The 13,133-nt window shown below is 65.0% G+C and carries 11 protein-coding genes; 5 read left to right on the top strand and 6 right to left on the bottom strand.

Going from position 1 to position 13,133, the window contains the following annotated elements:
- From LB553_RS04920 to hemP, 3 genes are read right to left on the bottom strand one after another with little or no spacing between them, the layout of a single operon-like run.
- Nucleotides 1-891 (bottom strand): heme/hemin ABC transporter substrate-binding protein, encoded by an 891-nt coding sequence (locus tag LB553_RS04920; protein WP_224511173.1) that lies wholly within the window; start codon nucleotides 889-891, stop codon nucleotides 1-3.
- Nucleotides 892-902: 11 nt separating this feature from the next.
- The gene (locus LB553_RS04915; protein WP_224511171.1) at nucleotides 903-1,964 is read right to left on the bottom strand and encodes a hemin-degrading factor; all 1,062 of its coding nucleotides are present in this window, start codon (nucleotides 1,962-1,964) and stop codon (nucleotides 903-905) included.
- 49 nt (nucleotides 1,965-2,013) lie between these two features.
- Nucleotides 2,014-2,220 carry a hemin uptake protein HemP gene (hemP, locus tag LB553_RS04910; protein ID WP_224511170.1) on the bottom strand — a complete coding sequence of 69 codons (207 nt, stop codon included), beginning with the start codon at nucleotides 2,218-2,220 and terminating at the stop codon, nucleotides 2,014-2,016.
- A 197-nt stretch (nucleotides 2,221-2,417) separates the two neighbouring features.
- On the opposite strand from hemP, the gene LB553_RS04905 reads away from it, so the two are divergent.
- The 3 genes from LB553_RS04905 to LB553_RS04895 all read left to right on the top strand — a co-directional run bounded on the left by LB553_RS04905 (nucleotide 2,418) and on the right by LB553_RS04895 (nucleotide 6,124).
- A complete protein-coding gene (locus tag LB553_RS04905; RefSeq protein WP_412033252.1) occupies nucleotides 2,418-4,613 on the top strand; it encodes a TonB-dependent hemoglobin/transferrin/lactoferrin family receptor in 2,196 nt (731 codons plus the stop codon).
- A gap of 191 nt (nucleotides 4,614-4,804) precedes the next feature.
- A complete protein-coding gene (locus LB553_RS04900) occupies nucleotides 4,805-5,767 on the top strand; it encodes an energy transducer TonB (RefSeq protein WP_224511168.1) in 963 nt (320 codons plus the stop codon).
- 42 nt (nucleotides 5,768-5,809) lie between these two features.
- Nucleotides 5,810-6,124 (top strand): antibiotic biosynthesis monooxygenase family protein, encoded by a 315-nt coding sequence (locus tag LB553_RS04895; protein ID WP_224511167.1) that lies wholly within the window; start codon nucleotides 5,810-5,812, stop codon nucleotides 6,122-6,124.
- Nucleotides 6,125-6,160: 36 nt separating this feature from the next.
- Here LB553_RS04895 and putA read toward each other — a convergent pair whose 3' ends face one another.
- Entirely contained in the window at nucleotides 6,161-9,769 is a 3,609-nt protein-coding gene (gene putA / locus LB553_RS04890) for a bifunctional proline dehydrogenase/L-glutamate gamma-semialdehyde dehydrogenase PutA (RefSeq protein WP_224511166.1), read from the bottom strand.
- Nucleotides 9,770-9,933: 164 nt separating this feature from the next.
- Here putA and LB553_RS04885 point away from each other — a divergent pair, with 164 nt between their 5' ends.
- The gene (locus tag LB553_RS04885) at nucleotides 9,934-10,386 is read left to right on the top strand and encodes an Lrp/AsnC family transcriptional regulator (protein ID WP_224511165.1); all 453 of its coding nucleotides are present in this window, start codon (nucleotides 9,934-9,936) and stop codon (nucleotides 10,384-10,386) included.
- Here LB553_RS04885 and LB553_RS04880 read toward each other — a convergent pair.
- Together LB553_RS04880 and LB553_RS04875 are read right to left on the bottom strand one after the other, a co-directional pair.
- Nucleotides 10,383-11,591: a cytochrome-c peroxidase gene (locus tag LB553_RS04880; protein WP_224511164.1), complete on the bottom strand. Its 1,209-nt coding sequence runs from the start codon at nucleotides 11,589-11,591 to the stop codon at nucleotides 10,383-10,385. The genes LB553_RS04885 and LB553_RS04880 overlap by 4 nt on opposite strands.
- Nucleotides 11,592-11,598: 7 nt before the next feature.
- Nucleotides 11,599-12,042 carry a FixH family protein gene (locus LB553_RS04875; RefSeq protein ID WP_224511163.1) on the bottom strand — a complete coding sequence of 148 codons (444 nt, stop codon included), beginning with the start codon at nucleotides 12,040-12,042 and terminating at the stop codon, nucleotides 11,599-11,601.
- 156 nt (nucleotides 12,043-12,198) lie between these two features.
- Here LB553_RS04875 and LB553_RS04870 point away from each other — a divergent pair, with 156 nt between their 5' ends.
- On the top strand, nucleotides 12,199-13,116 hold the full coding sequence (locus tag LB553_RS04870) for a sugar kinase (protein ID WP_224511161.1): 918 nt from the start codon (nucleotides 12,199-12,201) through the stop codon (nucleotides 13,114-13,116).
- Nucleotides 13,117-13,133 lie beyond the last annotated feature (17 nt).

The raw sequence follows: 13,133 nt of genomic DNA, 5'->3' as shown, positions 1-13,133 counted from the left end.
TCAGTCCAGGACCTGGTTGCCATAAAGCGCGACCGCAAGATCGTGGATGGCTTCGGCGGTGCGCGGCCCGAAGCCGAGCAGATAGCCGCCCCCCATGCTGATCATCTTGCGGTTCGTGCCAGCCGGGGTCGACGCGACGGCCGGATTGGCAAACAGCTCCTCCTCCGAGATCGGCGGCCCGCCGCCCTTCATCGTCAGGATCACATCCGGCTTGGCGCTGACGATCGCCTCATCGGTCATCGGCTTGTAGCCGGAGAAACCCTCGACCGCGTTGACCGCGCCGGCAAGCTTGACGACGCCGTCGGCCGCCGTGTCGCTGCCCGCAGCAAGGATCTTGCCGCCCTGCGTCGACAGCACGAAGAGCACCCGTTTGCGCTCCTTGATCGCAGCCGTCTGCTTTTCCGCCGCGGTCAGCTTCGCGTCCGTCTCCGCCGCGAGCTTTTCCGCCTTGGCCTCGACCCCCAGCGCCTTGCCGACGACGCGGATCTTTTCCAGGATGCCCTCATGATTGTAGTGGTCCGGCACCTCGATGAAAGCCACGCTCGACTTCTTCAGCACGTCGACCGCTTCTTTCGGGCCGCTGCCCTGCAGGGCCAGGATTCCGGTCGGATTGACAGACAGGACGCCCTCGGGCGACAGCGCGCGCATATAGCCGACATCGGGGAGCTTCGCCGCGGCCTCGGGATAATTGCTGGTCGAGTCGCGGGCGACAAGATGGCCTTCCTCGCCGAGCGCATAGACGATCTCGGTGATGGAGCCGCCTACGGAGGCGATCCGCGAGTTGTCCGAAAAGACGGTCGTGCCTTCGTCCGCCTTGGCTGGCTGCATGACGGCAAGCAGGACGCCGAGCGTCGGCGCAAGCGCCGCGCGGAATCTGAGAACAAAGCGCATTGGGTGCCACCTCATGCCGCGGTCGGGTTGGGAATGCGGGGCAGGTTCTCGGCGAGAAAACGCCAGTCTTCGCGCTCGCCTTCGCCTTCATGGCGCTTGCCGAAGAACTGGATGATCAAGCCGCCATTGGCGTCATAGGCCTCCAGCGAGGTGACATGGCCGTCCTTGGTGGGCTTGCGCACTGCCCAGACCTCGTGAACGTGGTCGACCCTCAGATGCAGATGGAAGGTCTCGTCGAGCACGTTGATCCACGGGCCCATCGGCTTGACCGATTTGACCGGGCCGGAATGGATCTGGATGCAGCCGCGATTGCCCACGAAGCACATGATGGGCATCTCGCCTGCCGCAGCGCGGTGGAACATGGCGCTGATCGCGTCATTGTCGAGCAGCCAGGCATAGTCCTGGCCCACCATGCGCACCGCCTCGCGGCGACTGAGCTTCAGCGTCTTCAGCATGCCGAAGAACTGATGCACGTCGGTGAGCCGGCTCCAGCGGTCGCGCAGATCGCCGATCGAAGCAGCCGCGCCCTGCCCTTCATCTTCTCCTTCCGCGGCGCGTGGGAGAATCGCGACGGTCTGTTCCTGGTTCGACGATTCGAGGCTCGCCACCAATTTCTGGTAGGCATAGAGATTGGATGCGGGCCTCAGATGCACCTTGTGCACTGCCTCGCCCGCCGCGTCGAAGAACTGCAGGCTGCGGCGGATCTCGCCGCCGTCGCGGTTTTCGACGGCAAAGCCGTGCGCCCAGACTTTCGGGAAGATGCGCAGGTCGATGTTCTCGCCAAGCACCATGGCATTATGGTTGCCGGTCACGACCTTGTCGTAGACGCCGATCTTTTCGTGTACGGCGCTTTCGTTGCGGGTCAACGCCATCACTTCGCCGACCGCCTCGAGACCGGTCAAAAGATCGTTGACGCACGGCTCGACGCGGACAGCGCCGAAGCCGCATTGCGCGGCGACCAGCTCCGCTTCCGAAATGCCCAATTGCGCCGAGAGATCGCGCTCCCGCATTTTCGGATTTTCTTCTCGCGCCCGCCGGATTTCCTCCGGCGACGGCTTAACGCGCTGGTCCATTTCGTCCACCTGTATGCCTGATGTCTGCTTGTCTAGCGCCCGCCGGTCCTCACTTGTTGAGGATCAGCTTGCCCTGGCGGGTGATCTTTAGGCGGTAGAGCGCGCCATGATGCTCGATGCCGATCTCGTGCTCGCCCTGGAACAGCGTGTTGCTGGAGAGCGTCCTCACCGCCAACGGCACGCGTTCGTAACGCATCTGCGTGTCATCCGGACGGCGGACGCGATAGCGGAAATCGTGGGGATTGTGCGTGTTCATCGGGTCGGTCCTTCCTCTGCCGGCCACCTTGGCCGCAGCCTCATAAAATGCGGATTAAATTCTTGACTCGAATAGTCATGTTTACTAGTCAGTGCATTACCGGAGTAAATGAGTCAACATTTAAGACGCCGGATATGATCAAAAATGCGAGCGAGCCACTGGCCAGCCAGCTACGAGCCTGAAATCTGGAGTTGGGCATGGGGTTGGCGACTTGGGAACGGACGGGCCCTGCGGGCAATAGCGCGGGGCCGGGCTTCCGATCGATTGCAAAGGCAATCGCCGCATTGATGGCCGGAGCGGCGGCGATCGCACTCAGCGTGCCCGCCGCGCAAGCCCAGCAAGCCGTGCAGCCGGTCAACCAGCAGCAGGCCGAGAGCGCCGCGGCCGAAGGGACGCTGCTCGACAAGATCCTCGTCATCAGCCGCACCGGCGAAACCGCGATCCAGTCGCTGGCTTCCGCCAGCCATGTCGACCAGGAGCAGCTCGACCGCCGCATGGCGACGACGCCGAACGAGATGCTGCTCGGCGTGCCGGGCGTCACCGTCCAGGCCGACGCGCGGCGTGTGTCTTCGAGCATCAACATCCGCGGCCTGCAGGATTTCGGCCGCGTTGCGGTGATTGTCGACGGCGCAAGGCAGGACTTCCAGCGCTCGGACCACGGCACGCAGTCGACCTTCTATGTCGATCCTGAGCTCATCAAGTCCGTCGACGTCATCCGCGGCCCGGTTGCCAACACCTACGGCTCCGGCGCCATCGGCGGCGTCGTCTTCTTCGACACCAAGGACGCGGCGGATTTCCTCAAGCCGGAGGAGACATGGGCCGGCACGCTGACCGGACGCTATGAAAGCAACGGCGAGGGGTGGACCACCAGCGCCACCGGCGCCTACCGGATCGACGAGAACTGGGACGTTCTCGGCAACATCGTCTACCGCGACTACGGCGACTACAAGAACGGCGGCGGCGACACCGTGGCCGGCACCGGTTTCGACGTGCTGAGCGGACTGCTCAAGACCACCATACGCCCGACCGAGAACAGCGAATTGAAATTAGGTTGGGTCGGCTCGAAGGACGGCTGGACCGAGACCAGCAGCGGCGTGCCGGCCAACGATGTCGATCTGAAGTCGAACACCTTTACCGCCCGCTACAACATCACCGACGATGCCAGGAGCTGGCTCGACCTCCACATCAACGCCTCCTACAACAAGACCCTTCTCGACCTGACGACGCTTACGGTCCAAAATCGCTTCGATCCGGTCACCGGCCTGCCTGTGCTGCTGCCGGCCGGCTCGCTGTCCACCTTCGATGTCGGCACCACCGGCATCGACATCTGGAACACGTCGCGCTTCGAGACGGCGGGCGTCGCCCACGAACTGACCTATGGCGGTGACTGGGTCGGCGACGACGTCGATACCGGCGGCACAGCTGGCGGCGACAGCTTCTATACGCCTGGCGGGAAGCGCAACGTGTCCGGCGCCTACATCCAGGACAAGCTGACCTGGGAATGGCTGGAGGTCATTGGCGGCCTGCGCTACGACAATTACAGCCTGAAGGACGATACGAATGAGACCTCCGGCGACCGGGTATCGCCGCGCATTACGGTCGGCGTCTCGCCCTTCGAAAGCGCCGGCCTGCCAGGCCTGCAGTTCTACGGGACCTATGCGGAAGGTTACCGCTCGCCCTCGCTGACCGAGACGCTGATCAGCGGCAACCATCCGGCCGGCGTCAGCTTCCCGTTCCTGCCCAACCCGAACCTGAAGCCCGAGACCGGCAAGACCGTCGAGTTCGGCGCCAACTACCAGCAGAATGACATCATCGAGGGCGGCGACGCGCTGCGGCTCAAGGCAGCCTACTTCCACAACAATGTCGACGACTACATCGACGGAGTGACGCTCTCGCCCTTCGATCCGACCAGCGGCTGCCCGTTCGGCCCGGGCATTCCGATCTGCTTCCAGTACCAGAACTTCGCCAAGGCCAAGATCGACGGCTTCGAGCTGGAAAGCGTCTACGACGCCGGTTGGGGTTATGCCGGTCTCTCGGCCTCCATCATCAACGGCCACACCATCTCCTATGAGGGCGAGCGCGGCGACCTCGCGACCATCCCGTCTTCCCAGGTGACGGCCCAGCTCGGCCTGCGCTTCCTCGAGGACAAGCTGACAGTCGGCGGCGAAGTGCAGTACAACGGGAAGCCCAAGGGCAATCCGGTGGCCAAGGACTTCACGCTGGTCAACGCCTTCGCCAGCTACCAAGCGACGGACGATCTCAAGCTCGACTTCCGCGCCGATAATCTGTTCGACGTCAAATACACCAACCCGCTCAACGGAAGCACGACAGCCGTCCTCTATGAGCCCGGCGTCACGCTGAAGGTCGCGGCAACCATGCGCTTTGGAGGCTGAGCCCGGGGTCGAGCCGGCGGCCTGCATGCGCGCTCAAGACCTCGACCAAGACCGCCATCGCTTTCGGCGGATTACATCCGGCCATTCCGCATGGCGCCGTGGCGTGGCCCGCCTCCGGTCCACCGCCATGGGCGGCAACCGATCTTGATTTGACAATTCCTTGTCGCGTGCGGCAGGTCTCGGCGCGACACATGCAGGACATCAATCACCCTTGCGATGCAGGCAGCGAACCGGCTATCAAGCCGGCCGAGCCGCTTATGCAGATGCGGCAATCCGCGGGAGACCGCAGATGGATGGTGGCGATCATCGCCTCCGGCCTGCTCCATGGCGCCGCCGCAGCAGCGTTTCTGATCGCACCCGCGGGGACATTCGATCCTGCGGACGCGATCAGGGCCGAGGGCGCCGACCAGTCCGGCACCAACGTCATCGGCAGCGCCTTGGACGACCAGGCGTCCGGCGCGGTGGATGTTACCCTGGTGCCGGATCCGCAACCGGCAAAACGCCAGTCTGTCCAGCCCGTTCCGCCGGCCGAGGCGCCGCAGCCGGTAAGTGAGCAAGTGGCGCGCCAGCCTCCGCCGGAAGCCGTCAAGGAGCAGGCCTCTACGCCGGATATCCTGGCGGCCGCCGCACCGCGCCAGGATGATCAGAGCGTCCCCACGGACGGCAAGCCGACGCCCGCGATCGAGCCGCATAGCACACAAGCGTCCCCTGCCGAGCCTGAGCAATCGCCGGTTCCGAGCGCGACATCGAGCGCACCAGCCGGATCGGCGGGGCCAAGCGAAACCGTTGAACCGCGCGGCACGGCGGATGGCGATATGCGCGATGCGCCGGTCATCGCCAGCAAGGGCAAGAAACAGGCCGCCGGCAATGCGCTGGAATCCCGCTACAGTGGTGAAATCCAGAAGAAGCTGGCCCGCGCCAACCGTCGCGTTTCGAAATCGATCCAGGCCAAGGCTCGCAACAATGCCAGGGTGGTTTTCGTCGTCGCGGCCGATGGCAGCGTCAGCGACCTGCAGCTCGCTGAAAGTTCAGGGTCCGCCGAGCTCGATCAGTTCGCTTTGACGCTGGTGCGCAAGCAGGCACCGTTCCCTCCCATTCCACCCGAGACCGGAAAATCGAGTTGGGTGTTCAAGGCGCGGATCGGCCCTTTTTAGAACCTTCCCATCCTAAGAATTCGTCCATTCGAAAGGAAACCAATGTACATCGCCATGAACCGCTTCAAGGTCCAGAACGGCTCCGAGGAAGGCTTTGAGGACGTCTGGAAGAACCGCGATTCAAGCCTCTCCGGAATGCAGGGTTTCAGGGAATTCCACCTGCTGCGCGGTCCGGTCAACGAGACCGAGGGCTATACACTGTTTGCCTCGCACACCGTCTGGGCAAGCCAGGAGGATTTCGTCGCCTGGACGAAATCGGAGAACTTCCGCGCCGCCCATCGCAACGCCGGCGGCTCGAAGGTGCACTATCTGGGCCACCCGCAGTTCGAAGGATTCTCGGTCGTCGAAGGCGCCTGAAACGCGCCTCCGCCAAAAGAGCTCGTCTCGAGCTGACTATGCTGCCGCCAGCAGGCTGGCGTTCCCGCCCGCCGCCGTGGTGTCGACGCAGACCGCGCGTTCATGGGCGTAGGCCACCGGATTGAGCACCTCGCTGACCAGCGGCACGATCGGCCCGGAGCGCTCGGCAATCACCTTGCGCACGATGCGCGCCGCCTCCGGCGTGCCGGAGAAGGCGACGACATCGACCCGCAGCGAACGCGCCTCGACCGGATCGGGCCGACCGTCGATCGCCGCCAGCGGCAGGCCCTTGCCGGTCAACGCCGACAGCGCAGCCGGCGCGCCCGGCGCCACCGCAAGCACCGCATTGCCGGCCGCAAGCGCCTGGATCGTCTGGGCAAGCAGCGTCTCGGCATCCGGGCCCAGGCACAACACTCGGCCACGCGGTGCCAGCGACAGCGTGTTGGCCTCGCCGGTCGGCCCGGGCAGGTCGACCTGGCCGAAATCGAGGCTGGCGGCTGCGGCGATCGCCGCCGCCCCTTTGCCGCGCAGATGCTTCCTCAGGATCGCCACGCGATCCGGCCGCGTCGACCAGCCGCCGAGCGTGGGATCCGGCAGATTGTCGGCAAGCTCGGTCGCGCTCACCTTGTGGCCCTCGCCAAGCTCGGTGCCGGCCTCAGGCCCTTTGCGGAACCGGCGCAGATAATGCGGCCCGCCGGCCTTCGGGCCGGTGCCCGAAAGCCCCTCGCCGCCGAAGGGTTGCGAGCCTACGACGGCGCCGATCTGGTTGCGGTTGACATAGATGTTGCCGGCATGGATGCCGTCGACGAAATGCTGGACGCGGCCTTCGATGCGCGTGTGCAGCCCGAAGGTCAGCCCGTAGCCCTTGCGGTTGATGGCGGCGATCACCGCGTCGATCTCGTCGGCGTCGAAGGTCGCGACATGCAGCACCGGGCCGAACACCTCGCGCTCCATTTCCTCTATGCCTTTGACGCGGAAGACATGCGGCGCCACGAAACGGCCGGTTGCCGGCGCTTCCAATTTCGCTATCAGCCTGCCTTCCAGCCCCTTCTTCTTGCAATACTCACTGATCGACGCCTGCGCCTCGTCGTCGATGACCGGGCCGACATCGGTCGAGATGGCCCAGGGATTGCCGACATTGAGCGCTTCCATCGCGCCCTTCAGCATTTCCAGCATCTTCTTCTCGACGTCCTTCTGCACGTAGAGAACGCGCAATGCCGAGCAGCGCTGGCCGGCGCTCTGGAAGGCCGAGGCGAGGATGTCGCGCACCGCCTGTTCCGGCAGTGCGGTGGAATCGATGATCATCGCATTCAAGCCGCCGGTTTCGGCGATCAGCATGGCGTCGGGCGCGGCCGTTTCCGCCAGTTGCTTCTCGATCAGCTTGGCGACCTCGGTCGAGCCGGTGAAACAGACGCCGGCAATGCGCGGGTCGGCCGTCAGCGGCGCGCCGACCGAGGCGCCATCGCCCGGCAAAAGCTGGATGACATCCTCCGGCACGCCAGCCTCGCGCAGCATTTCCACGGCGCGGAAAGCGATCAGCGGCGTCTGCTCGGCCGGCTTGGCGATCACCGAATTGCCGGTGACCAAAGCCGCCGCGATCTGGCCGGTGAAGATCGCCAGCGGGAAATTCCACGGCGAGATACAAACGATTGCGCCGCGCGCTTGCGTGCCCGCTTCGGCGTTGGCCGCCTCGGCCGCGTAGTAGCGCAGGAAGTCGACCGCCTCGCGCACTTCGGCGACGCCGTCGGCCAGCGATTTGCCGGCCTCGCGGGTGGCGAGAGCGAAGAACTCGACCGCATTCGCCTCGTAGAGGTCGGCGGCGCGATTGAGGATAGCGGCGCGCTCGGCAACCGGACGCTTCGCCCAGGCGGGTTGCGCGTCGACAGCGATGCGCACCGCGGTCGCCACTTGCTTGGCCGCCGCCTCATGCACGGTGCCGACGATCTCGTCGGGCTTTGCCGGATTGACGATCTGCCGCGGTTTGCCGTAGCCGGCGGCGCGCGTCACTGGCTTGGCGTGCCAGCGATCCGTACCGGCGAACTCTGCCCTCGCCTTGTCGATAGCCGCGAGCGTCACCGGATCGGTGATGTCGAAGCCTTTGGAATTGCGCCGGCCGGCGCCGAAGATCGCGGCCGGGCTCGCGATCGCCGGATTGGCGGCAGGCCCCTGCGTCTCGACAACCGCGAGCGGATCGCGCGCGATCTCCTCGGGCTCGACTTCCTCATCGGTCAACTGGTGGACGAAGGAGGAGTTGGCGCCGTTTTCCAGCAGACGGCGCACCAGATAGGCAAGCAGGTCGGAATGCGCGCCGACCGGCGCATAGATGCGGCAGCGCGTGCCTTCGGCCTGCCGCACGGTCTCGTGCAGCGCCTCGCCCATGCCGTGAAGGCGCTGGAACTCGAAGCTGTCGCGGTCCGTCGCCATCGACAGGATGGCGGCAACCGTGTGCGCGTTATGCGTGGCGAACTGCGGATAGATCCGGTCGGTCATCGACAAAAGCTTTTTCGCGCAGGCCAGATACGAAACGTCGGTGTTGGTCTTGCGGGTGAAGACGGGATAACCGGACAAGCCAAGCGTCTGCGCCCGCTTGATCTCCGTGTCCCAATAGGCGCCCTTCACCAGCCGCACCATGATCCGGCGGTCATGTTTCCTGGCGAGCGCATAGAGCCAGTCGATGACGAAGGCCGCGCGCGGGCCATAGGCCTGGACAACGACGCCAAAACCGTCCCAGCCGGCAAGTTCCGGCTCGGCCAGCACGCGTTCGATGACGTCGAGCGACAGGTCGAGGCGGTCCGCCTCCTCCGCGTCGATGTTGAGGCCCATGCGCGAATGCCGGGCGGCAAGCGCCAGCGACAGAAGCCGTTCGGCCATCACCGGCAGCATGGTCTCGCGCTGCGCCGCCTCGTAGCGTGGATGCAGCGCCGAGAGCTTGACGGAGATGCCGTGATTGTAACGGATGTCGGGACCGTTCGACCCCGCATCGAGCGAGGAGATCGCATCAGCATAGGCGCGGTGGTAACGCAGCGCGTCGGCCTCGGTGCGGGCCGCTTCGCCCAGCATGTCGAAGGAATAGAGATAGCCCTTCTGCGTCATCGGCCGGCCGCGTTTGACGGCCTCGGCGATGGTGCGGCCAAGCACGAATTGCTCGCCCATCTCCCGCATCGCAGCGGCGACCGCCTTGCGGATCACCGGCTCGCCAAGCCTGCGCACCATGGCGCGCAGCGTGCCCTCGATGCCGCCCTCGCCTTCCTCGAGCACGCGGCCGGTCAGCATCAGCGCCCAGGTCGATGCGTTGACGAAGATCGAGCTCGAACCACCCGAATGCGCCGACCAGTCATGAGGCGCGATCTTGTCGGCGATGAGATCGTCCATCGTCTCGGCATCGGGCACGCGCAGCAGCGCTTCGGCGAGACACATCAGCGCCACGCCTTCCTTGGTCGACAAGCCGTAGGCTGAGAGGAAGACCTCCATCAGCCTGGGATCGGTCGAGCCGCGCACCGCCCGCACCAGATCGGCAGCGCGCGCCGAGATCGCCTTGCGCTCCTGCGCCGAAAGTCCCGCCGTCGCTGACAGGCGCTTTACCGCCTCGTCTTCGTCGGGCAAATAATTGGCGCGGATCTGCTGGCGGAGGGCGTCGAGCGGCATGTCGGGTCCATGAAAGCGAGCGTGAGCGAACGGTCTGGCGGCCGCCGGACCGAATGGCGCAAGCTAGCACAGCTGCGATTTCCAGTCGGTCCAAAGAAATCGACACGATAGACTGATCGATCTATCATATAGGGACTAATCCCACCATTTCGACTGCGATTTAAATGACTGAAGACCAATTGGACCGCATTGACCGCAACATCCTGTCCGCGCTCGGGCGCGACGGCCGGCTTTCGATGTCTGAACTGGCGTTGAAGGTCGGCCTGTCGAAGACGCCGGTGCAGGCGCGCGTGAAGCGGCTGGAGAAGGACGGCTACATAAGAGGCTACCGCGCAGTCATCGACCGCGAGCGCATGGGCGAAGGCCATGTCGCCTTCGTCCAGGTAAAGCTATCGGACACGCGCTCGGCAGCGCTCGACGCTTTCAACCGCGCTGTTCAGGGCGTGCCGGAGATCGAGCAATGCCACATGATGGCATCGAGCTTCGATTATCTGCTGAAGGTCCGCACCACCGACATCGCCGGCTATCGCCGCGTGCTCGGCGAGCGCATCTCTGCCCTGCCCCATGTCGCCCAGACGTCGACTTTTGTGGCGATGGAGACGGTGAAGGACCGCTAATCAGACAGCGTCTTCAGGAAAGCCACCAGCGCGGCCCGCTCGCGCTCGGACAGGTCGAGCGGATGCACTTCCGAGACGCCTTCCACGCTGGGCGGCGCCTTCGAATAATGCGCCACCACTTCATCCAGCGTCGAGAATTGCCCGGCATGCATGTAAGGCGGCCGGTAAGCCGCGCCCCTGAGCGATGGCGTCTTGTAGGCGCGCATGATTTGCGGACCGTCCTTCACCATGAAGCGCAGCTCGCGGCAGGCGCTTTCGTCGCCGTCGCGGAACTTGCCGATACAGTTGAAAGGATCGGCCTCGACCTGCGTCACGGCATCGACGCGCCCGCGGTCCGGCGGCAGGCCGTCGAACGGCGGCACGCCGGTGTTGTGGAAGGAGTTGTCGGTGAAGCGCGGGCCATTGTGGCAGGTCACGCAATTGGCCTTGCCGATGAACAGCTTCAGTCCGAGGATCTCTTCCGGCGAGAACGCCGCATTGCCTTCCGGCTTGGCGCCGGTGGCCAGATCGATGGCGAAGCGGTCGAAGCGCGTCTGCTCAGGCTCGATCGAGCGCTCGAAGGCGGCGATCGCCTTGCCGATATTGGCGAAGACGCGGTTGACGTCGTCTTGCTGGCCGGTGGGCATGGCGTTCCACGCCGCCTTTTCGGCGTCGCTGCCCAGCGGGCTCGCATTGGCCGGCACGCTGGAAAGGTCGGGCAGCGGTCCGAAGATCCGCTCATAGCGCTCGCCGAACCGCTTTTTGATATAATGCGCGAAGGCGGCCCGGTTGCCGGCCTGCTCGAGCGGGTTTTCAAGCGGCGTCAGCGCCTGCGCCCACAGGCTGTCGCGCCTTCCGTCCCAGAAGAACCAGGGATTGCGCGCCACGCCCGCCAGCGGCATCGTGCGGCGGTTGGTATGGCCGACACCGACCGCCTGCGGCAGGTCGTCCTGGAACTGGCGGTCGATCTTGTGGCAGGTCGAGCAGGACACCGTGCCGTCGCGGCTCATGCCGCCATCGAAGAACAGCGTGGAGCCAAGCGCCGCGGCCGCCGGTACGTCCGCATACTGGTTCGTGGTGTCGGGTTTCAATGATGGCAGCGTGTTCAGCGCCAGCGACGCGATGGTCTTCTTCTCGGCATCGCTGAACTGCGGCTCGCCGAAGCCGCCCAGCAAGGCGAGAGCGGCCAAAGCCAAGAGACTTGCAACGCTGATCAGCCGCCTCATTGCCCGCTCACAACACGATGTTGAAGACGACGGAATCGGAGCCCGCCGCCGCCGACACGGCAAAGCGCATTTGCCACCAACCGCTCATCGTGAACTTCACGCCATCGATGCGATAGCGCCCCTGGCCCAAATAGTCGGTCGCCTGCGGACTGGTCGGCAGGCCGTGATCGTGCTGCGGCATCCCGCCGGAAACGGTGATGGCAGCGCCCTCCACCGGCGCGCCGGCGGCGGTCTTCAGCGTCAGCAGCCAGGACTGCAGCTCGCCCTGCCGGACGACGCCGCGCTCCGGCTCGAAGCTCGCGACGAACAGACCGTTCGCCGTCTTTTTCGAGCGCGACAGGTCCGGTCCGGGCGCCGGTTGCGGCAACGTCAGATAGACGGCGGCCACGATGCCGACCAGCAGAGCGGCCAGACCGAGACCCGCAAGGATGTAACGCCATATCGATGCCAAGCCCATTCCTCTTCGGCTGCTAACGCCGCGGGGCGCTTGCCGCGTCCCGGCCCGCCTGTGGAAATCGCTTCTGGCGCAAAAAACGCCGGTAGCCAAGCATGGCGCTGCCGACCGCAAAAAGCTACAGCAACAACATCTTAGGAAGGATAAGCTCGCATGGCCAATGGTATCGCGTCGATCGGCGAATGCATGCTGGAACTGTCGGGCCAAACAGGCCCGAATTGGCGAATGGGTTTTGCCGGCGATACCTTCAACACGCTCTGGGCGTTGCACGCCTTGAGCCCGGAACGGCCCGCGACCTATGTGACGGCCTTTGGCGACGACCCTTTCTCGCGCGACCAGATCGCTTTCTTTGCCGAGAACGGCATCGGCATAGGCAACAGTCCGGTCATTGCCGGCGCGCGTCCCGGCCTTTACGCCATAACGCTCACCGGGGCCGAGCGCGCCTTCACCTACTGGCGAAGCGACGCGGCCGCGCGCCAGCTCGCCTCGGACCCGACAGCGCTGGCAAAAAGCCTTGAAAACCAGGCGCTTGTCTATTTTTCCGGAATCACCTTGGCAATTCTGGACGAGGCCGCGCGGAAAACTTTGCTGACGGCCATAATTGCGGCGCGCAAGGCCGGCTCGCTCGTCGCCTTCGACCCGAACTACCGGCCGCGTCTGTGGCCGAGCCGCGAGACGGCTCAGGCCGCGATCTTGGAAGCGCTTGCGGTGGCCGATATCGCGCTTCCGACTTTTCCGGACGAGCAGATGCTGTTCGGCGACGCGACGCCGCAGGCAACGGCGGAACGCCTTGGCAAGCTGACCGGCGAGGTCGTGGTCAAGAACGGCGAGCAGCCGGCCCTGATTGCCCTGAACGGCGCTTCGCAAGTCGTTGACGCGGTGCATGTGGCCGCCCCTGTCGACACGACGGGCGCCGGCGATTCCTTCAACGGCGGCTATCTCGCCGCGCGGCTTGCCGGCCATGCGCCCGCCGCCGCCGCTCTGCGCGCGCACAAAGTCGCCGCCGCGGTCGTGCAAGTTCGCGGCGCGCTGGCTCCATTCGAGACGTTGAGAGCTGCATTCGACAGTTAACAATATCGAAGCTTAGG

It is taken from the genome of Mesorhizobium sp. CA8 (assembly GCF_020164955.1).
In the GTDB taxonomy this organism is placed as follows: Bacteria; Pseudomonadota; Alphaproteobacteria; order Rhizobiales; family Rhizobiaceae; genus Mesorhizobium.
Note: the sequence above shows the minus strand (reverse complement) of the source record. Positions and strands in the feature narration are given on the sequence as shown.